This window comes from Kitasatospora sp. NPDC086791 (genome assembly GCF_040685975.1).
In the GTDB taxonomy this organism is placed as follows: domain Bacteria; phylum Actinomycetota; class Actinomycetes; order Streptomycetales; family Streptomycetaceae; genus Kitasatospora.
On the sequence record NZ_JBFBOC010000004.1, the window covers coordinates 42665 to 61114 of the forward strand.

General features: G+C 71.1%; 16 protein-coding genes and 1 pseudogene. 8 read left to right on the forward strand and 9 right to left on the reverse strand.

The genetic code is table 11. The features are described 5' to 3' along the window. Positions 1-571: 571 nt before the first annotated feature. The 3 genes from AB0Q99_RS09140 to AB0Q99_RS09150 all read left to right on the forward strand — a co-directional run bounded on the left by AB0Q99_RS09140 (position 572) and on the right by AB0Q99_RS09150 (position 3028). Positions 572-817, forward strand: a complete 246-nt coding sequence (locus tag AB0Q99_RS09140) for a hypothetical protein (protein WP_363569678.1) — start codon at positions 572-574, stop codon at positions 815-817. Between the two features lie 292 nt (positions 818-1109). Further along, positions 1110-2351: a 2-isopropylmalate synthase gene (locus AB0Q99_RS09145; protein WP_363569679.1), complete on the forward strand. Its 1242-nt coding sequence runs from the start codon at positions 1110-1112 to the stop codon at positions 2349-2351. Between the two features lie 14 nt (positions 2352-2365). Then, positions 2366-3028, forward strand: a complete 663-nt coding sequence (locus tag AB0Q99_RS09150; protein ID WP_363569680.1) for a hypothetical protein — start codon at positions 2366-2368, stop codon at positions 3026-3028. 686 nt (positions 3029-3714) lie between these two features. On the opposite strand, the gene AB0Q99_RS09155 is transcribed toward AB0Q99_RS09150, so the two are convergent. Beyond that, positions 3715-4602: a LysR family transcriptional regulator gene (locus AB0Q99_RS09155; RefSeq protein ID WP_363569681.1), complete on the reverse strand. Its 888-nt coding sequence runs from the start codon at positions 4600-4602 to the stop codon at positions 3715-3717. A 94-nt stretch (positions 4603-4696) separates the two neighbouring features. Between AB0Q99_RS09155 and AB0Q99_RS09160 the strand changes: the two genes are divergently transcribed. From AB0Q99_RS09160 to AB0Q99_RS09175, 4 genes and pseudogenes are all read left to right on the forward strand, one after another. Then, positions 4697-5422 carry a hemerythrin domain-containing protein gene (locus tag AB0Q99_RS09160; protein ID WP_363569682.1) on the forward strand — a complete coding sequence of 242 codons (726 nt, stop codon included), beginning with the start codon at positions 4697-4699 and terminating at the stop codon, positions 5420-5422. Next, positions 5419-5763, forward strand: coding sequence for a GNAT family N-acetyltransferase (locus AB0Q99_RS09165; protein WP_363569683.1), 345 nt, complete (start codon positions 5419-5421; stop codon positions 5761-5763). Before AB0Q99_RS09160 ends, AB0Q99_RS09165 begins: the two co-directional genes overlap by 4 nt. Before the next feature lie 36 nt (positions 5764-5799). Then, positions 5800-6396, forward strand: coding sequence for a dihydrofolate reductase family protein (locus AB0Q99_RS09170; protein ID WP_363569684.1), 597 nt, complete (start codon positions 5800-5802; stop codon positions 6394-6396). Between the two features lie 329 nt (positions 6397-6725). Continuing rightward, positions 6726-7873 (forward strand): annotated as a pseudogene (locus AB0Q99_RS09175) (hypothetical protein). Positions 7874-8119: 246 nt separating this feature from the next. Here the strand turns inward: AB0Q99_RS09175 and glnA are convergent. Then, positions 8120-9532, reverse strand: a complete 1413-nt coding sequence (gene glnA, locus AB0Q99_RS09180) for a type I glutamate--ammonia ligase (protein ID WP_363569685.1) — start codon at positions 9530-9532, stop codon at positions 8120-8122. A gap of 287 nt (positions 9533-9819) precedes the next feature. Here glnA and AB0Q99_RS09185 point away from each other — a divergent pair, with 287 nt between their 5' ends. Beyond that, entirely contained in the window at positions 9820-10287 is a 468-nt protein-coding gene (locus AB0Q99_RS09185; protein ID WP_363569686.1) for an RDD family protein, read from the forward strand. 219 nt (positions 10288-10506) lie between these two features. Here the strand turns inward: AB0Q99_RS09185 and AB0Q99_RS09190 are convergent, their stop codons facing one another. The 7 genes from AB0Q99_RS09190 to AB0Q99_RS09220 form a co-directional block, all read right to left on the reverse strand. Continuing rightward, positions 10507-11196, reverse strand: coding sequence for a DUF4191 domain-containing protein (locus AB0Q99_RS09190; protein WP_363569687.1), 690 nt, complete (start codon positions 11194-11196; stop codon positions 10507-10509). 92 nt (positions 11197-11288) lie between these two features. After that, on the reverse strand, positions 11289-11519 hold the full coding sequence (locus AB0Q99_RS09195) for a hypothetical protein (RefSeq protein ID WP_363569688.1): 231 nt from the start codon (positions 11517-11519) through the stop codon (positions 11289-11291). 165 nt (positions 11520-11684) lie between these two features. Continuing rightward, positions 11685-12638: a lipoyl synthase gene (gene lipA / locus AB0Q99_RS09200; protein WP_363569689.1), complete on the reverse strand. Its 954-nt coding sequence runs from the start codon at positions 12636-12638 to the stop codon at positions 11685-11687. A 247-nt stretch (positions 12639-12885) separates the two neighbouring features. Continuing rightward, positions 12886-13683, reverse strand: a complete 798-nt coding sequence (gene lipB, locus AB0Q99_RS09205) for a lipoyl(octanoyl) transferase LipB (RefSeq protein WP_363569690.1) — start codon at positions 13681-13683, stop codon at positions 12886-12888. Positions 13684-13751: 68 nt separating this feature from the next. After that, positions 13752-15752 (reverse strand): GAF domain-containing protein, encoded by a 2001-nt coding sequence (locus tag AB0Q99_RS09210; RefSeq protein WP_363569691.1) that lies wholly within the window; start codon positions 15750-15752, stop codon positions 13752-13754. Between the two features lie 130 nt (positions 15753-15882). Further along, entirely contained in the window at positions 15883-17271 is a 1389-nt protein-coding gene (locus tag AB0Q99_RS09215; RefSeq protein ID WP_363569692.1) for an MFS transporter, read from the reverse strand. A 240-nt stretch (positions 17272-17511) separates the two neighbouring features. After that, on the reverse strand, positions 17512-18273 hold the full coding sequence (locus tag AB0Q99_RS09220; protein WP_363569693.1) for a 3-hydroxybutyrate dehydrogenase: 762 nt from the start codon (positions 18271-18273) through the stop codon (positions 17512-17514). Positions 18274-18450 lie beyond the last annotated feature (177 nt).

Sequence of the window (18450 nt, forward strand, 5' to 3'; positions counted from 1 at the left end):
TGCGACCTACCAGCCCCCGCCGTCCCGGGCAGCCCGGGAAGACAGGTCCCATCGGTGCTTGAGGCCGTCTTCCGAGGGCACCTCGCCTTCATCGTCACCGCACTCGTCATCACCGCCGCGCGGGCGCCGTCGCAGCCCGGCTCGCCCGGGCGCGGTCCGACCGGCCGACCCTGATCGCGACGCGATCGACATCGCAACCGCCTATGTCCGTCAGCACTTTCCCGCAGACCTGTCCGGCCGAGCTGCCCGGCGTCACGGTCCCGCGCGACACCGCCGGCAGGACCGCGTCGAGCCTCCTCCCGCTGTGCCGCGAGGCAGAGGTCGGCGAACTCCTCGCCGTCCGCCACGACGCCGCCTGGAGGCCCGTCTGGCGAACCGTCGTCACCTGTGCCGACACCAGCGAAGATCACCATCGACGCCGCCTCGGGTGCGGTCGAGTCACGCCAGACCTTCCGCGCACCCCCGAGGCCCCCAGCACCCGCGACAACCGGAAGCACTTCCCCCACCCCCCAACAGGCCGGTGAGCGGCGGGCGCTGACGGTCGCGACCGCCCGTGCGTCTCATCCGGCGGATGACGACGTACATCCAGACCTTGCACGACGTTGACGACTTCTCCTACGGCAACGGGTTGCTCAACGCGCTGCACTGGATGCTGCAGGGCCACCGTCACACTGCACGGAAGCTGGCCGGTCAGTGGCGTCGTGGGCCGGTGTACGTGACCGATGCCCGCGATCCGAGTATCGCCGCCGCCACCGCGCCCGACGCGCAGGATGTGGACCTGGACCCCGTCGAACCGAGCCCGGCGGCCTGCTGCTGACGCAACCGCGGCTTGCGTCAACCGCGAGCGGAGGGCCTGTTCGATCCGCCGGCGGGCCGGGGTCACGCTCACAGGGCTCCACGGCAGATCACCGGCTTCGACCGGCCGGCACGTGGATCACTTGAGGCGGCGGTAACGGGTGCCGCCGCCGGCAGGGCGCTGCTGTCAGGTCGGCGCGGGGTGATGCCGTGTCATCGCCGTTATCCCGGACCTGGTCTACGATCCGCCCGAGTAGATCTTGACGTATCGCGGTGCGCGGATGCCGTGCCGTGCCGGGACAGGGGCTGGGGCGTTGTCGCCGATAGACGTGGTACGGGAGTCGGCCCGGGCCGGGCGGGTCGTGCTGTTCGAGGAGTCGGCGCGGGACGGTGCTCAGGCCAAGACGTTGATGAGTGCCGACTTCCGGGTCCGGCTGGCGCGGGAGCAGGGGGCGGTGTTCGGGGCGGACGGGCCTCGGCACGTGGTGTTCGCGGCCGGGTTCCCCGCGGTGTGCGGGCAGGAGTTCGAGGCGACGCGTCAGGTCGCCCTGGAGGCACAGGACTCGGTCAGTCCGTCGGCGATCTGCCGGGGCACGGTGACGGACGTGCGGCTGGCGCTGAGCGCGGTGCGGGGCGCGGCGCACGCGCGGGTCATGGTGATCGTGGCCGCTTCCGAGGCCACCGCCCGCGCCCTGGTGCACAGCGGCGCCCGCCAGGCCCTGGACGCCGGTCTGGACGTGGTCAAGGAAGCGGTGGGTCTGGCGGACGGCATCGCGGTGGATGTGTGCCTGGTGGACGTGCCCCGCGCGGACCACGCCCTGGTGGCCGAGTACGCCGGCGCGATGACCGGCCAGGGGGCGGGGACGATCGTGCTGGCCGACACGGTCGGCGACCTGCTGCCCGGCCAGACCCGGGAGTTGTTCCAGCGGGTCGCCGCCGGCGCGGGGCCCGAGGCGGTCCTGGTCTCGCACCTGCACAACGACCTCGGCCTCGGGCTGGCCAACACCCTGGCCGCCCTGGAGAGCGGGGTACGGGTGGCGGCGTGCTCGTGGCTGGGCATGGCCGAGCGAAGCGGCATGACCGCCACCGAGCAGCTGCTCTTCCTCCTCGCGTACGACCGGGCCAAGGCCGAGCAGGTCCTGGGGCCCGGCTGCGAGCCGTGGTGGACGCAGCCGGACCTGACCCGGCTGCCGGGGATCGCGCGGATGGTGTCCGCCGAGACCGGGGTGCCGCTCACCGTCACCACCCCCATCGTGGGCACCGGCGTCGCCACCATCTCCACCGGCACCCCCTTCACACACCCCCAGACCTTCCAGCCCTACGACCCCCGACAGCACCTCGGCCTGGCACCGACCGTGGTCCTCACCCACCTCGCCAGCCACCGCGTGCTACGCGCGGTCGCCGAGCGACTCGGCCACCATCTGGACCCGGCCCAGACCCGCACCGCACTGGCCTGGGTCAAGGACCGCGCCTACCGCCAGAGCCACGCCGTCGTCGCCGACGCGGACTTCGCCGCCTACCTCGACGGCCTGACCGCCGCCACGCCCGGATCATGAACGGACCCGCCCCCATGCCGGCCACCACCTCGCTCGACACCAGTGCCGCCACCCGCGCCCTGACGGCCGGACGGGCCGTCATCCTGCCCAACCCCAGCCCCCTGACCTACGTCGTCACCGCCACCACCCCCCAGGCCGTCAACAACGCCAAGGGCCGCCCCACCGACCAGGAAGTCGCCCTGTGGGTCCACGACGACACCACCTGGACCGGCCTCACCACACAACTCGACCTGGCACCGGCCGCCCTGCGCACCGCGCTCACCCTGCTGCGCGACCACCTGGTCACCCTCCTGGTACCGGTACGCACCGACACCCCGCCACCGGGCTGGACCACCCCCGCCCTCCGCGACGGACACCTCCTGCTCTTCGGCGCCCGCTGGCAACCCCTGACCCCGCTGCTCACGCTCTTCCCACGCCTGTACGTCAGCAGCGCCAACCGCACCGGACACCCACCCGCCGCCACCGCCCCCCAGGCAACCGCCATGTTCGGACCCGACACCCCCGTCACCGACGCCGACACCCTGCGCCACACCGACACCCCCCACGCCGCCACCACCATGCTGCGCATCACCCCCGACGGGGACCTGGCCCACATCCGCCACGGAGCCCAGGACCAGGCCCACGACTCGGACCCCAGCCGCTACCTGGCACACCTGCGCACGGCGACAGCCTGTTGAGATCCCCGACCCCCGCCACAGGGGCACGCTTCCCCCCGTCGTGGTTTCGTGACCTCCGCCGGGGCGCAGTGCCGTCCGGCGGGGAGCACGGGCCCCGGTCAATCCGGCGGCCAAGTCCTCGGTGCCTTCGATCGGGCCGATGCGCGCTAGTCACGGGGCCCGACGGTCGATAGGGAGAGTGGCTGGCGAGCGGTGGTTCCGCCGGATCGAGGTGGCCAACCGAGCGGACGACGATCTGGGCCCCGTCGCTCGGTGTAGCTGGAGCGACGGGGCCCAGATGGCGAACCCCTACTGATGACCCGTCAGTCCAGGTCGGGCCCGGTGCACGACGGGTGCACACGAGGACGAGGACGGACGAGAATCGCCGAGAGCTCATGAGAGGCGTTTTCGCAGCTCAGAGGACGTGTGACGATGGTTTGTCGAGCAGGGCCAACAGCCTCGATCTAGAGGTCGTAGTAGTACTCGAACATGCCTCTGAGCTGCGGAAATGATGGGCTCATGGAAGGTCATTTCACAACCAGTGCACACGCGGCGGCCTCAACGGATGAAGTGCGCTGAGAAGGACCGAGCAGTGACGAGGGATTGCGTCGGTTGGTCGCTGTAGGGCGCTACGCAGTGCTACCGAGCGAGGCTGTCCCAGGACGAGGCAGCCGACTGACCGCCAGAGCCCTAAGCCTCCGTTCGCGTCAGAATCGGAACACGCCGAGATCTCGCACCGTGTCGGCCAGGGCGCGGATGAGGTCGTTCTCGGATTCGGTCCGCCAGACCAGGGCGAAGGTCATGGTCGTCAGGTCGGGGACGGGAAGCCATCGGATGTTCGACAGACCCCAGTACCTGGTGACATGGCCTGGGAAGCCGTGGATGATCTCGCCCATGCCGACCAGGTTGATCAGCTCGTCGGCATGGTCCGCGGACGCGATGCGCTCGATCGGCCGGCCTCGTGGGGTGTGGAAGGGCAGGTAACTGTCCTCCCAGTAGTCCGGCATGCCGAGGGCAGTGCCGTGCGGGAAGTCGGCGAACAGCTCCAGTGGCACGGAGTCCCGTCCCGCGAGCCGGTGGTCGGCGGCCACGGCAAGGATCCGGGAGTCGGTGCACAGGGCCGGCCCGACGGTGAAGTCCGGCTCTTCCACAGGCAGCCAGGGGACAACGACGTCGGTGGCACCGTTGCGGAGCTGGCCGAACACGTCGGTGAAGGTTGCCTGGCGGATCTGGAGTCCCCATTGCGGGTACCGCGCGCGGAACGCCTTCCAGTAGGGGTGCAGATCGACGAGGTTGAAGGGCAGCAGGCTGACGCGGAGCCGTGCGGTGATGCCGTGGGCTGCCAGCCGGGCGCGCTCCAGGGATTCGTGCAGGCCCGCGTAGACCGGTTGCAGATCGTCGCGGAACTGCCGGCCGACCTCGGTCAGGCGCACCGTGCGGCTGGTGCGGGTGAAGAGCTCGGCGCCGATGCGCCGCTCCTGCTGCTTGATGGCCTGACTCACACGTGCCGCGGAGACGTGCAGCCGCTGTGCGGTCCGTCCGAAATGCAGTTCCTCGGCCAGTACCAGGAAGATCTCGATGTCCCGCAGCTCCACCGGCTCCCCAGCCCTCCATCGTTAACCCGGCGGTTATCGAACAGCGCGGAACTCTACCTTGATCACCGTCGCGAGTCGCACGAGGGTTGAGGGCATGAAATCCGACCGGCGTGATGCGATCGATCTGACCGTGGTGCGGGCGATGCACGATGCCCTGCGCCGGGAACTGGCCCACCTTGACCGGATCACAACCGCCGCGGACCGTGACACACAGGGTGTACTGACCGCCGCTGCCGGATGGCAGATGTTCAAGCAGGCCCTCCACGCCCACCACTCCGCCGAGGACGACGCCCTGTGGCCCGCGCTGCGCCGAAGCCTGGTCGGCCGCCCGAAGGAGCTGGCTCTCCTGGAGGCTTTGGAGGCCGAACACGCCGCCATCCGACCGCTGATCGAGGCCATCGACACCGCGCTGGCCGACCCGCAGGTGGACTCGCTGCGGTTGGGTGACTTGACCGACGCGCTGGCCACCGGCCTGGCCGGACACCTCGAACACGAGGAGGACGGGGCTCTGCCGTTGATCCAGCAGGCGTTGACGGCCGAGCAGTGGGGCCGATTCGCCAACGTCCATGCGCAGCGCATCGCCCGGGGCGCACCAGTTCTGCTGCCGTGGCTGCAGGACGGGGCCGACGAAGCGACGGTGGCGAAGCTGCTCGCCCCACTGCCTGCCGCCACGCGCGCCGCTTTCACCGACGAGTGGCTACCGGCTTACATCGCTCTGGACCGTTGGAGTCCCGGTACCGCGAACCAGTTGACCTGGGTGGCCACCGGGGCGGACGGCGTCCCGGTCGCAGTCGCGGGGCCGACCCCGTCCGCGCCATGACCGCGGTGGTCGCTGACCGCGGGGACACCCTGCTGATCGTCGCCGCCGTCCACGACGACGGCACCATGGCCGGCTACACCGAGATCGTCCTGCCCCACGGCGCCTCGCCGCGGGCGCAGCAGTACGACACGGCGGTCGTGCCCGCGCACCGCGGGTCCGGCCTCGGGCTGTGGGCCAAAGCCGCCATGGTGCGCCGGCTGCGCGCCGAGCACCCGGGTGTGGCCGAGATCGAGACGGACAACGCCCACGACAACGTCCACATGGTGGCGGTCAACCACGCACTTGGCTTCCGCTCCTGCCGGCGCACACACGAATTCCAGCTCGACGTGCCCGCAGCCTGACCCACAACCTCATCCTCCTCACAGAATCGACAGTCCATGCGCAAGCTGACCTATTACGTCGCCACCACGCTCGATGGCTTCATCGCGGGCCCGGACGGTGGTGACCCCACCGGTCCGAACGGCTTCTGGCCCATATCGGAGGACTACATCCAGCACCTCGTGGCCGAGTACCCGGAGACGCTGCCCGTCCAGGCCCGGCAGGCACTGTCCGTCACGGCGGAGGGCACGCACTTCGACACTGTGCTCGAGGGGCGGCGCAGCTACGAGATCGGTCTCGCGGCCGGCATCACCGACGCCTACCCCCACCTGCGTCACCTGGTGTTCTCCCGGACCCTGACCGAGAGCCCGGACCCGGCCGTCGAACTGGTCGCCGACGACCCGGTGGCAACCGTGCGCGAGCTCAAGCAGCAGGACGGCAAGGACATCTGGCTGGTCGGCGGCGCCGAGCTCGCGGGCTCCCTGTACGCCGAGATCGACACGCTGATCCTCAAGGTCGGCCCGCTGACCATCGGCGACGGGCTCCCGCTGTTCTCCCACAAGGCCGTCTTCGACCCGCGCAACTGGACACTCGCAGACCACACCGTTCTCAAGAGCGGCGCTGTGATCCTCACCTACACACGCGTCAGCAGCTGAGTGACCCGGGCGGGCGGCACTCGCGGAGGCCGGGCGCGGACGCGCTCAGAGGGCTACGCAGGCGCCGCCTGCTCCGGTACCGAGGCATGCTGGACCGGTTCGAAGCCGCCAGCAGTGACCCCAACATCGCTCCGCGATTCCCGTTCGGCAGTCCGCATCCGGACGTCACCCAGCTTGCAAATCCTCCGATGCGGCGCTGCCGATCTCACAAGCAGAAATCGACGGTGTGGCGTGGGCGCCGAGCTGGGGTCGCAGGACGTCGAAGGAGACCCCTGTTGTCGAAAACGAATGATCCCGCTGTGCGTGCGGTCGAATCGGAGCGGGATTATGTGTCCTCCTTGTACGAGTTGCTCACTGGGCGGCTTTCCGAGGCGCGAGTGCACCGGGCGAGGGTGCTGAAGGCCCCGGCGGGCAGCGCCGGTGAGGCATACGAGGGAGAAATCGCCACCGAGCGTCTGGCCAAGGAAATCGGCCGGCTGGAGGGCGCCGAAAAGGGGCTGGTCTTCGGGCGCATCGACTGGACGGATGGCACGGCGCTGCGCATCGGGCAGATCGGACTGCAGACGGAGGAGGACGACCTGCCTCTGCTCGTGGACTGGCGCGCGAACGCGGCGCGGTCCTTCTACGAGGCGACACCGGTCCACCCGATGGACCTGCGGCGGCGCCGGCACCTGCGCCTCGAGGAGCGCACGGTCATCTCGGTGAGCGACGAACTGCTGGACGGGACCGCCCTGACCGACGAGGACGTCGTGGGGGACGGCCCGCTGACCGAGGCTCTGTCGCCGAGCGCCTGCCCCACCTGACCGCGCAGGAGCGGTCCCTTCTGCTGCGCGCTCCGGACGACCCGTGGACCGATGCCGATGTGCCGTTGCTGGACGAGGCGCAGGAACTGACCGCCATGCAGTGGCGGATGATCGTCCGCCGCTGCCCGGCAAGGTCGATGACGCTGGTGGGCGACTTCGCCCAGGCAGGCCCGGTCGCGACGGCACGCGACTGGAAGGAAGCACTGAGCCCCCACGTCGGACCGCGGTTCAAACTGCACGACCTGACCGTCAGCTACCGCACCACGCAGGAGGTCCTGGAGAGCGTTCGGGACCTGCTTACGCGGATCGCTCCGGACCAGAAGCCCACACGGTCACTGCGAAGCGGTGAGGGCCCTCACACCGTGACCACACCTCCGGACGGGTTGGCCACCGCCGTCGCTCAGGAACTCCGCGCCCAGAGCACCGCGCACCCGGGCGAGCTCCTGGGAGTGATCTGCGCGGACCCCAGGGTGAGCGAGCTGACGGCCCAGGGTACCGCTCACCACGCACGCATCGTGCCGGCGCCCGAAGCACGCGGCCTGGAATTCGACGGGGTCGTCGTCATGAACCCCGAGGAAATCATCACGGCCCGCCCCGGTGGGGAAAGGGACCTGTACGTAGCCCTGACCCGGGCCACCAAGCGCCTCTGCACCATCACCGCCCGGCCCGTTTGACGACTCGGCGCCCGCGTCGTCGCCGCGGGCGCACCCGGCACGGTACAGACACCGGCCCGCGCGGTGGTGGTTCAGGTCGCTGAGAGGTCTCGTGCCGAGATCGAACTCAGTGCACTCCCATTTCACATCGCGAGCCCCAAAGCCTTCGGAGCGAGTCGGCCACGCGCCGTTTCCGCAGGTCAAAGACGTGCTGACCTGCGGAAACGAGGAGAGATCGAACTGCGTTTCCGCAGGTCGGAGTACCTACTACAGGTCGTAGTACAGCTCGAACTCGTGCGGGTGCGGGCGCAGGGCGATGGGGGCGATCTCGTTGGTGCGCTTGAAGTCGATCCAGGTCTCGATCAGGTCCGGGGTGAAGACGTTGCCCGCGAGCAGGTACTCGTGGTCGGCTTCCAGGGCTTCCAGGACGGCCGGGAGCGAGGAGGGCACCTGCGGAACGTTGGCGTGCTCCTCGGGGGCCAGCTCGTAGAGGTCCTTGTCGACCGGCTGCAGCGGCTCGATCTTGTTGCGGATGCCGTCGAGGCCGGCCATCAGCATGGCGGAGAAAGCCAGGTACGGGTTGGAGGACGGGTCCGGCGCGCGGAACTCGATGCGCTTGGCCTTGGCGTTGGAGCCGGTGATCGGGATGCGGATCGCGGCCGAGCGGTTGCGCTGCGAGTAGACCAGGTTGACCGGGGCCTCGAAGCCCGGCACCAGGCGGTGGTAGGAGTTCACCGAGGGGTTGGTGAACGCCAGCAGTGAGGGGGCGTGCCGCAGCAGGCCGCCGATGTAGTAGCGGGCGGTGTCGGAGAGGCCGGCGTAGCCCTGCTCGTCGTAGAAGAGCGGGGAGCCGTCGGTCCACAGCGACTGGTGGACGTGCATGCCCGAGCCGTTGTCGCCGAAGATCGGCTTCGGCATGAAGGTGGCGGTCTTGCCGTTCCGCCAGGCGACGTTCTTGATGATGTACTTGAACAGCATCAGGTCGTCGGCGGCGTGCAGCAGGGTGTTGAACTTGTAGTTGATCTCCGCCTGGCCGGCCGTGCCGACCTCGTGGTGCTGGCGCTCGACCTCCAGCCCGGCCTTGGCGAGTTCCAGCGACATCTCGGCACGCAGGTCGGCGAAGTGGTCGACCGGCGGGACGGGGAAGTAGCCGCCCTTGTACTTGACCTTGTAGCCGCGCGCGTCGCCCTCGGCGGCGCCGGTGTTCCAGGCGCCGGCCTCCGAGTCGATGTGGTAGAAGGAGGCGTTGGCGCTGGTCTCGAAGCGGACCGAGTCGAAGACGTAGAACTCGGCCTCGGGCCCGAAGAACGCGGTGTCGGCGATGCCGGAGGAGGCGAGGTAGGCCTCGGCCTTCTTGGCGACGTTGCGCGGGTCGCGGCTGTAGGCCTCGCCGGTGACCGGGTCCTGGATGAAGAAGTTGATGTTGAGGTGCTTCTCGGCCCGGAAGGGGTCGAGCCGGGCCGTGGCGAGGTCCGGGACCAGGGCCATGTCGGACTCGTGGATGGCCTGGAAACCGCGGATCGACGAGCCGTCGAACATCAGGATCTCGGACGGATCGAAGGTCGCCGCAGGTACGGAGAAGTGCTGCAAGACGCCCGGCAGGTCGCAGAACCGGACATCGACGAACTTCACGTCGTTGTCCTGAATGAACTGCTTCACTTCGGCGGCGTTGTTGAACATCCATCCTCCTCGGCGTGCGAATGGGGCTCACCCTAGGAACGGGTCGTTTCCAGTCGGTGACCCGCTCGTTTCCTAGATGTTAACCGCGTCCCCCGCGGGGGCGGCAAAGCCGTACGGGATCGGGCAAATCGCCTCGCCGACCTGGGCGTCCTTCCGTAAGTGGTCTGGACCACTGGGGAAGCTGCCGGAAAGGCCTCCGGAGCCGGATTCACCCGGTCGGGGACCCGCGCCCCGCCCGGAGGGGTGCCGGTGACGGTGCGGGCCGTCAGCCCGGTTAGTGTGGATTCGTGGACACCAGAGAAGCGTTGGGATCGTGGATCGACGGCCCTAAGGCGGCCGCCGAGAAGATGGGCGCCGACTTCGGCCACCGCGGCGAGCGCCTCGGGCTGCCCGCGGAGGGCCCCGGCTCGATCGCCGGCCCCGGCCGCCGGATCGGCGCCCTGTTCGTGGACGGCTGGCTGGTCGCCCTGATCTCCTACGGCCTGATCGCCCGCGGTGACCAGGCCGAGGCCAACCTGTGGACCAGCCCGCTCTACTTCGTGGTCGCGGCCGTGCTGCTCGCCACGACCGGCACGACGGTCGGCAAGCGGCTGTTCGGTCTCCGGGTGATCCGCCTGGACGGTGGCCGCGCGACCATCCCGCAGATCCTGCTGCGCACCCTGCTGCTCTGCCTGGTGGTGCCCCCGCTGGTCTGGGACCGCGACACCCGCGGCCTGCACGACAAGGCGGTCGGCACCGTCGAGGTCCGGATCTAGGGCGGATCCCGGGCCGGTCCCGACGGCCGGCCACGGCGCCCGGCCCGCGACTCCCCGCGCGCGACTCCTCGGGCACGACTCCCGACGCACGACGCGAGACGCAACAGCGCGAGGCGCGGGGCGCACGACGCGACACCGGAACGACCGACACACCGAAACGGCCCCGCCGCGGAGCTTCCGCGGCGGGGCCGTTCTCGTGTCGTCAGGGGCGGGGGAGGGTCAGCGGGCCTGGCCGCCCTTGGGCATCCGGGCGCCCTTGGGCATCGGGCCCTTGGGGATCGGCGCCTTGGAGAGCAGGTCGCCCAGCGCGCGCAGGCGGTCGTTGGTCTCGGTGACCTGGGCGGCGGTGATGGCGCGGGGCAGGCGCATGAGGTGGACCTGCAGCTTCTTCAGCGGGATCTCGCCCTCGCCGTTGCCCACCACGATGTCGTGCACCGGCACGTCGCCGACCACACGGGCCATCTTCTTCTTCTCGGAGGCCAGCAGCTGGCGCACCCGGTTCGGATTGCCCTCACCGATCAGCGCGATGCCGGCCCGGCCCACCGCGCGGTAGACCGCGTCCTGGTTGCGGGTGACCGCGACCGGGGTGGTGTTGGAGCTCCAGCCGCGCCGGATGTTGTTCAGCACCGCCGCGACGGCCCCCGGCTGCCCCTCCATCTGTCCGAACGCGGCGCGCTCGGCCCGGCGCCCGAAGACGATCGCCATGGCCAGCACGGCCACGATGAAGCCCAGGATGCCCAGGTAGACGGGGTGGTCGATTGCGAAGCCGATGGCGAGGAACACGCCGAAGGTCAGCAGGCCGACGCCGGCGATGATCAGGCCGATCTTGGTGTCGACCTTCTTGGTCATGGTGTACGCCAGGCGGATCTGCTTCAGTCGCCCGGGGTTCTCGGATGTTTCCCTCGCCATAACGCTCATGGTACGTGGCACCGGTAGGGGATATCCAAGCCCGGGTACCCGTTCGCCCGAACCGTGACCCGTGTGCCCGTACGCCGTCGCGCTCAGCGACGTCCGGGCGCACCCGCCGTACCCGCCGTCCCCGCCGTGCCGACCGTCCCCGCCGCACCCGCGGCCTCCACCGCCACCGCGTCGTGCCGGCGGTCCGCCGCGTGCTGGCGGTTCTCGCACACCGACGCCCAGGCGTTGCGGCGCGCGTGCTGCTGGCCGGGCGCCAGCAGGACGCTCTCGGCGAACCGCAGCGCCACCCTCACCGACCTGATCCGCATTGCCATCCCGAACAGCTCCTCTCGTGGCTGAGAAGAATCGAACGCTCGCTGGGCGTCCATCGTCCCCACCCCGTGTTACCAGCCCGTGACCAGGCAGTCAAAGCGTGGTGAAACCCGGAAGGGCGGAGCCGCGGCTCCGCCCTTCCAATGGCTCAAACCTGACGCGACCGGTCAGACCGCGGCCTGTTCGCGCCGCTCCAGCGCCTGCCGGTACAGCCGGCCGGCGCGGTACGACGAACGCACCAGCGGGCCCGACATGACGCCCGCGAAGCCCAGCTCCTCGGCCTCCTGCTGGAGCTCGACGAACTCGTGCGGCTTCACCCAGCGCTCCACCGGGTGGTGGCGCAGCGAGGGGCGCAGGTACTGGGTGATGGTGATGAGCTCGCAGCCGGCGCCGACCAGGTCGGCGAGCGCCTGGCTGACCTCCTCGCGGGTCTCGCCCATGCCCAGGATCAGGTTGGACTTGGTGACCAGTCCGGCCGCGCGGGCCTGGGTGATGACGTCCAGCGAACGCTCGTAGCGGAACGCGGGGCGGATCCGCTTGAAGATCCGCGGCACCGTCTCGACGTTGTGCGCGAGCACCTCGGGGCGGGAGGAGAAGACCTCGGCCAGCTGCTCGGGCACCGCGTTGAAGTCGGGGATGAGCAGCTCGACGCCGGTGCGGCCGCTCTCGCGGTCGGCGGTCATCGCGTGCACCTGGCGCACGGTCTCGGCGTACAGCCAGGCGCCGCCGTCCGCCAGGTCGTCGCGGGCGACGCCGGTGATGGTGGCGTAGTTGAGGTCCATGGTGACGATGGACTCGGCGACCCGGCGCGGCTCGTCGCGGTCGAACTCGGCGGGCTTGCCGGTGTCGATCTGACAGAAGTCGCAGCGGCGGGTGCACTGGTCACCGCCGATGAGGAAGGTCGCCTCGCGGTCCTCCCAGCACTCGAAGATGTTGGGGCAGCCGGCCTCCTGGCAGACCGTGTGCAGCCCCTCCTTCTTCACCAGCGACTGGAGGGCGTTGTACTCCGGGCCCATCTTCGCGCGGGTCTTGATCCACTCGGGCTTCCGCTCGATGGGGGTCTCGCTGTTGCGGACCTCCAGGCGGAGAAGCTTCCTGCCGTCGGGTGCGACAGCGGACACGTGCGACTCCTAGAACTAGACGGGGTACCCCCAGGGTACGCCTGTGGTTGTACGGCCTTCGCCGGGCCTGCCGCCCTGCAATCGCAGGGCAACACGACTACCGGTGAGTAGATTCCCAGTGCTCGGGGGTTTCCCGTGGCAGCGTCCGCCGGTTCGGCGGCCGAGCACCGACCGGGGCCACCTGCCGACCGCCGATCGGGTCACCGACCGAGCGTCGACCGGGGTCACCGACCGGACGCCGGTCGGGTCAGCGGCTGAGTGCGGGTTCGGGCAGCTCGGCGAAGAGCTCCGCCAGGTGCCGCTCGACCACCGGCGCCGCCTCGGCGACCGGGAGCCCGCGCTTCAGCTCGCCGGAGAGCGAGGCCACGCCCGCGTCCCGGATGCCGCACGGCACGATCTTGTCGAACCAGGTCATGTCCGGGTCGCAGTTCAGCGCGAAGCCGTGCATGGTCACCCCGCGGGCGACCCGCACGCCGATCGCGGCGAGCTTGCGGTCGTCGCCGCGCTGCCCGGCGTTGGAGGGCGCGTACTCGGGGCCGGCCAGGCGCGGGTCGATGCCCAGCGGCAGGCCCATCCGCAGGGTCAGCTTGCCGATGTCCACCACCTGGGCCGGGTCGACCACGGCGTCCGGGAGGGAATCGCCCAGCACCCAGACCCCGCTGCGGCCCTCGACCCGGGTGGTGTCGACGCCGAACTCGGCGGCGGCGCGGATCAGCGCCTCCTCCAGCCGGCGGACGTAGGCGATGACGTCGATCGGGTCGGGCAGCTTGACGATCGGGTAGCCGACCAGCTGGCCGGGGCCGTGCCAGGTGATCTCGCCGCCCCGGTTGACCTCGACCACCGGGGTGCCGTCCAGCGGCAGGTCGGCGGGGTTGGTGCGCTTGCCCATGGTGTACACGGACTGGTGCTCCAGCAGGAGGACGGTGTCGGGGATCTCGTCCGCGACCCGCAGCGCGTGCAGCCGCTGCTGCTCCTCCCACGCCTCCGGATAGGACACGGTGCGCTCACCTATGCCCATGTGAACAAAACGCACGTTCTCGCTCACCGCTTTGAGCTCCTTGCCAGGCGTTCGAGACCAACCTCGCCACTGTACGCCCCGGCCCGGTCGAATCCTCAGCCTCCCGCCAGCAGCTGCAGCCGCAGCGCGAGCTGGAGTTCCAGGGACCGCTCCGGGTGGTTCCAGTCCGGCCCGAGCAGCGCCTCGACCCGGTCCAGCCGCTGGACCACCGTGTTCACGTGGACGTGCAGCTCGTCCTTGGCCCTGGTGAGGCTGCCGCCGCAGTCGAAGTAGGCGCGCAGGGTGCGGACCAGCTCGGTGCCGCGCCGGGCGTCGTACGTGAGCAGCGGGCCGAGCGTCGCGCCGACGAAGCCGTCCACGTCGTGGCCGTCGCCGAGCAGCACGCCGAGGAAGCCGAGCGCGCGGGCCGAGGAGCCCTCCCCGGCGCGGCCGAGCACCCGCAGCGCCCGTACGCAGCGCAGACCCTCGGCGTGGGCGGCGGCCAGCGCGGTGGGGCCGGCGGACGGGCGGCCGACGCCGACGGTGACCGGGAACCCGGCCAGCCGGGCCAGCCGTTCGGCGGCCTGCCGGGCGGTCTCCTCGGGGTGGCCGGGATGGCCGGGATGGCCGGGATGGCCGGGCTGCCCGGGACCGTCAGGACCTTCCGGGCCCCCGGGCTGCTCGGCGGCGCCGGTCTCGACGGGCACCAGCAGCACCACCGCCTCGCCGTGCTCGGCGCTGACGCCCCGTGAGCCGAACAGGTACCGCCGGGCCGCGCCCGCCAGCCGTCCCCGGTCGGTGCCGGTCGACCCGGCGGAACCGGCCGGCCCGGCCGGTTCCGCGACCAGCACCAGGTGCGGTCGGGCGAGGTCGACGCCGAGCCGGCGGCCGCGCGCGGTGAGCCCGGCGGGGTCGCGCTCGGGCGCGGTCAGCAGGTCGGTGAGCAGCTCGCCGCGGATCCGGTTCTCCGTCTCGGCCACCGAGCGGCGCAGCAGCAGGAGCAGCGCGGTCACCACGCTGGCCCGTTCGAAGAGCCGCCGGTCGGCGTCGTCGAGGTCGGGCCGTCCGCGCAGCACCATGGTGCCGAGCGCGTCGTGCCCGGCCAGCACCGCGCAGACCCACAGGTCGCCGTGGCGCGCGGACCGGCCCTCGGCGCGGGAGGCGGCGACCGCCCCGGCCAGTTCGGCGGCGGGTGCGGACCGGCCGGCCAGCGGCTCGCCCTCGGCGTCGAGGACCGCTATCTCGCCGTCCAGCAGTGCCGCGACGGCGGCGGCGACGTCCGGCACCTCGGCGCCGCGCAGCACCAGGTCGGTGAGCCGGTCGTGGGCCTGCTCGGCGCGCTGTACGGCGGCGGAGTGCGCCCGGACCAGCTCGTTGGCGGCGTTCAGCTCGGCGAGCGCGGCCCGGGTGTCGGCCAGCGACTTGGCGGTGTCCAGGGCGATCGCGGCGTGCGCGGCCAGCGTGCAGAGCAGCGCGACCTCGTCGGGGGAGAAGGCGCGCGGCGAGCGGTCGGCGGCGAACAGGACGCCGATGACCTGCCCGCCGAGCAGCAGCGGCACTCCGATGATCGCGACCAGGCCCTCGTCCAGCACGCCCGCGTCGATCGTGCCGGTGTGGTGGAAGCGTTCGTCGGTGCGGTAGTCGGGGGTCGCGTACGGGCGGGCGGTCTGCGCGACCAGCCCGCCCAGGCCGTCGCCGAGGCTGAGCCGCAGGGTCTGGAACAGGACGGAGACCGAGCCGTCGGTGACCCGCATGTAGGTGTCGCCCGCGGCCTCGTCCGGCAGGGTCAGGTACGCGGTGTCGGTGCCGAGCAGCATCCGGGCCCGGCGGACGATCGCCTGGAGCACGGTGTCCAGCTCCCGGGAGCCGGCCAGGTCTCCGGCGGTGTCGAAGAGCGCGGTCAACTCGGCTTCCCGGCGCCGGTGCTGACGGAGCGTCCGGTGGACCCGCAGGGCCTGCCAGGTGGCGTCGTCGATCTCGGCGAGGACGGCGGCCGGCGCCCCGCGGCGGCGGGCGTCGGCCAGTACGTCGGCGAAGTCCTCGGTGGCGGCGCCCGAGGCGAGCAGGTCGAGCAGCCGCCGCAGCGCGGGCGCGGCGCCCTCGTGAGGATGGGTCATGGGTGCGTGCCGCCAATCGGCGTCGGTCCGTCGATTCCGGGAATCGCGATGGTAGCGGCTCGGCCCTCGGGCGGCGGCGGGCCTTCCGGCCGCCGACCGCGGGCCACGGCGGGTTTTCCGGCCACGAACCTCAGGCGACGGCGGGCTTCCCGGCCGCCGAGGCGTCCGCCGGCTGTCCCTCCTGCCCGGGCTGCCCCTCCTGCCGCGCGGCCTCGGTGAGGTCCTGCCCCCTGGTCTCCCGCCCGCAGAGCACCGCGAGGATCGTGATCGCCGCCGCGATGGCGATGTACACCGAGATGGGGGTGGCGCTGCCGTAGTCCTTGAGCAGCGCGGTGGCGATCAGCGGCGCCGGGGCGCCGGCCGCCACGGAGGCGAACTGGGCCCCGATCGAGGCGCCCGAGTACCGCATCCGGGTGGCGAACATCTCGGAGAAGAACGCGGCCTGGGGCGCGTACATCGCGCTGTGGAAGACCAGCCCGATGGTCACCGCGAGGACCAGCGACCCGAACGAGTGGGTGTCCACCATCCCGAAGAAGACGAACGCCCAGATCCCGACCCCGGTCGCGCCCACCAGGTACACCGGCTTGCGCCCGACCCGGTCGGACAGCGCGCCGAACAGCGGGATCAGCGCGAACTGGACCGCGGACGCGATCAGGACGGCGTTCAGCGCGCTCTGCTTGGCGAAGTGCGCGTGCGTGACGGCGTAGGTCAGCACGAAGGTCGTCATCACGTAGTACGAGATGTTCTCCGCCATCCGCGCGCCCATCGCCACCAGCACCTCCCGCCAGTGGTGCTTCAACACGCCGACCAGCGGCGGCTGTTCGACGACCGGCCGGTTCCGCTGCGCCGCCAGCGCGGCCTGGAACAGCGGCGACTCGTCCACCGCGAGCCGGATCCACATCCCGATCCCGACCAGCACCGCGGACAGCAGGAACGGCACCCGCCACCCCCAGGCCAGGAACGTCGACTCCGACTGCACGGAGGTCATCAGCGACAGCACCCCCGCCGCCAGCAGGTTCCCGGCCGGGGCCCCGCCCTGCGGCCAGGAGGCCCAGAAGCCCCGGCGTCGTTGGTCCCCGTGCTCCGACACCAGCAGCACGGCCCCGCCCCACTCACCGCCGAGCGCGAAGCCCTGCACCAGCCGCAGCGCCGTCAGCAGCACCGGCGCCGCGACCCCGATCGAGTCGTACGTCGGCAGCAGGCCGATCGCCGTGGTCGACCCGCCCATCAGCAGCAGGCTCAGCACCAGCAGCTTCTTGCGCCCCACCCGGTCCCCGAAGTGACCGAACACCAGGGCCCCGATCGGCCGCGCCGCGAACCCGATCGCGTAGGTGAGGAAGGACAGCAGCGTCCCGGTCAGCGGGTCGCTGTGCGGGAAGAACAGCTTCCCGAACACCAGCGCCGCGGCCGTGCCGTACAGAAAGTAGTCGTACCACTCGATGGTCGTGCCGATCAGGCTGGCGGCCACCACTCTCGGGAGTGAGGTGCGCGCAGCCGTACCGCTTGCAGAGGCGTTCATGTGCCACCACTTCCAGGGCCGGGGGAGTCGATGTCGCCACAAGGTAGGAACCGCCCGGCCCGGGGACTATGTGACCGACGCACATAGTCCCCGGAGTGGCTATGAGTGACGACTCCATAACCACCGCGGCTGCTGATCGCTGTCCGTCGCAGTCCGTCGCTGCCCGTCGCCGTTCCGGCACGGCCGGAACGGCGGCGTCGCGCACGGTGGCGTCGCGCACGGCGATGTCGCACGCGGAGCTCAGTGCGCCGTCCAGCCGCCGTCGACCGGGAGGCTGGCGCCGGTGATGTAGGAGGCGGTGGGGGAGCAGAGCCAGAGGGCGAACTGGGCGACCTCGTCGGGTTCGATCAGGCGCTTCACGGCGGTGCGGTCGAGCATGATCTGCTCGACCACCTCGTCCTCGTGGATGCCGTGGGCGAGCGCCTGGGCGGCGATCTGCTTCTCCACCAGGGGGGTCCGGACGTAGCCGGGGTTGATGCAGTTGCTGGTGACGCCGTACGGCGCGCCCTCCAGGGCGACCGTCTTGCTCAGGCCCTCCAGGGCGTGCTTCGCGGTGACGTACGCGGACTTGAAGGGGCTGGCCCGCAGGCCGTGGACGGAGGAGATGTTGACGACCCGTCCCCACTCCCGCTCGTACATGTGCGGCAGGGTCCGGCGCAGGATGCGGAACGGTGCCTCGACCATCACGCGTTGGATGAGGGTGAACCGGTCGGGCGGGAACTCGTGCACGGGCGCGACGTGTTGGAGCCCGGCGTTGTTGACCACGATGTCGGCGTCGTCCGGCAGGGCGTCCACGGCCTCGGGGTCGGAGAGGTCGGTGACGATCGCGTGCCCGCCGATCCGCTCGGCGAGCTCCTCGGCCGGGCCCGCCGAGAGGTCGACGACGTAGACCCGGGCGCCGGCCCCGGCGAAGGCCTCGGCACAGGCCCGGCCGATGCCCGAGGCGGCTCCGGTGACCAGGGCCGTCCGACCGTCGAGCGGGCGGGCTGTAGTGGTGTCCATGGCCGAGAACGGTAGGAATCCGGCGCCCCGGCTCCCATGTGGCGGGCCACCACAGCATCCCGCCGGGCTGTGGCGGCAACCACTACGACCATCGCTCGACGGTTCGACCGCGGAAGGCCAAACCCATGATGACCCCGCTTCCCCACAATGGGCGCGGTTGCTTCACCCGTTCGGAGG

Excerpts from the sequence above, each read along its gene's own strand:
- AB0Q99_RS09140 (WP_363569678.1), top strand. The coding sequence starts at position 572 with ATGACGACGTACATCCAGACCTTGCACGACGTTGACGACTTCTCCTAC.
- AB0Q99_RS09150 (WP_363569680.1), top strand. The coding sequence starts at position 2,366 with ATGCCGGCCACCACCTCGCTCGACACCAGTGCCGCCACCCGCGCCCTG.
- AB0Q99_RS09160 (WP_363569682.1), top strand. The coding sequence starts at position 4,697 with ATGAAATCCGACCGGCGTGATGCGATCGATCTGACCGTGGTGCGGGCG.
- AB0Q99_RS09165 (WP_363569683.1), top strand. The coding sequence starts at position 5,419 with ATGACCGCGGTGGTCGCTGACCGCGGGGACACCCTGCTGATCGTCGCC.
- AB0Q99_RS09170 (WP_363569684.1), top strand. The coding sequence starts at position 5,800 with ATGCGCAAGCTGACCTATTACGTCGCCACCACGCTCGATGGCTTCATC.
- glnA (WP_363569685.1), bottom strand. The coding sequence starts at position 9,532 with ATGTTCAACAACGCCGCCGAAGTGAAGCAGTTCATTCAGGACAACGAC.
- AB0Q99_RS09190 (WP_363569687.1), bottom strand. The coding sequence starts at position 11,196 with ATGGCGAGGGAAACATCCGAGAACCCCGGGCGACTGAAGCAGATCCGC.
- AB0Q99_RS09195 (WP_363569688.1), bottom strand. The coding sequence starts at position 11,519 with ATGGCAATGCGGATCAGGTCGGTGAGGGTGGCGCTGCGGTTCGCCGAG.
- AB0Q99_RS09210 (WP_363569691.1), bottom strand. The coding sequence starts at position 15,752 with ATGACCCATCCTCACGAGGGCGCCGCGCCCGCGCTGCGGCGGCTGCTC.
- AB0Q99_RS09215 (WP_363569692.1), bottom strand. The coding sequence starts at position 17,271 with ATGAACGCCTCTGCAAGCGGTACGGCTGCGCGCACCTCACTCCCGAGA.
- AB0Q99_RS09220 (WP_363569693.1), bottom strand. The coding sequence starts at position 18,273 with ATGGACACCACTACAGCCCGCCCGCTCGACGGTCGGACGGCCCTGGTC.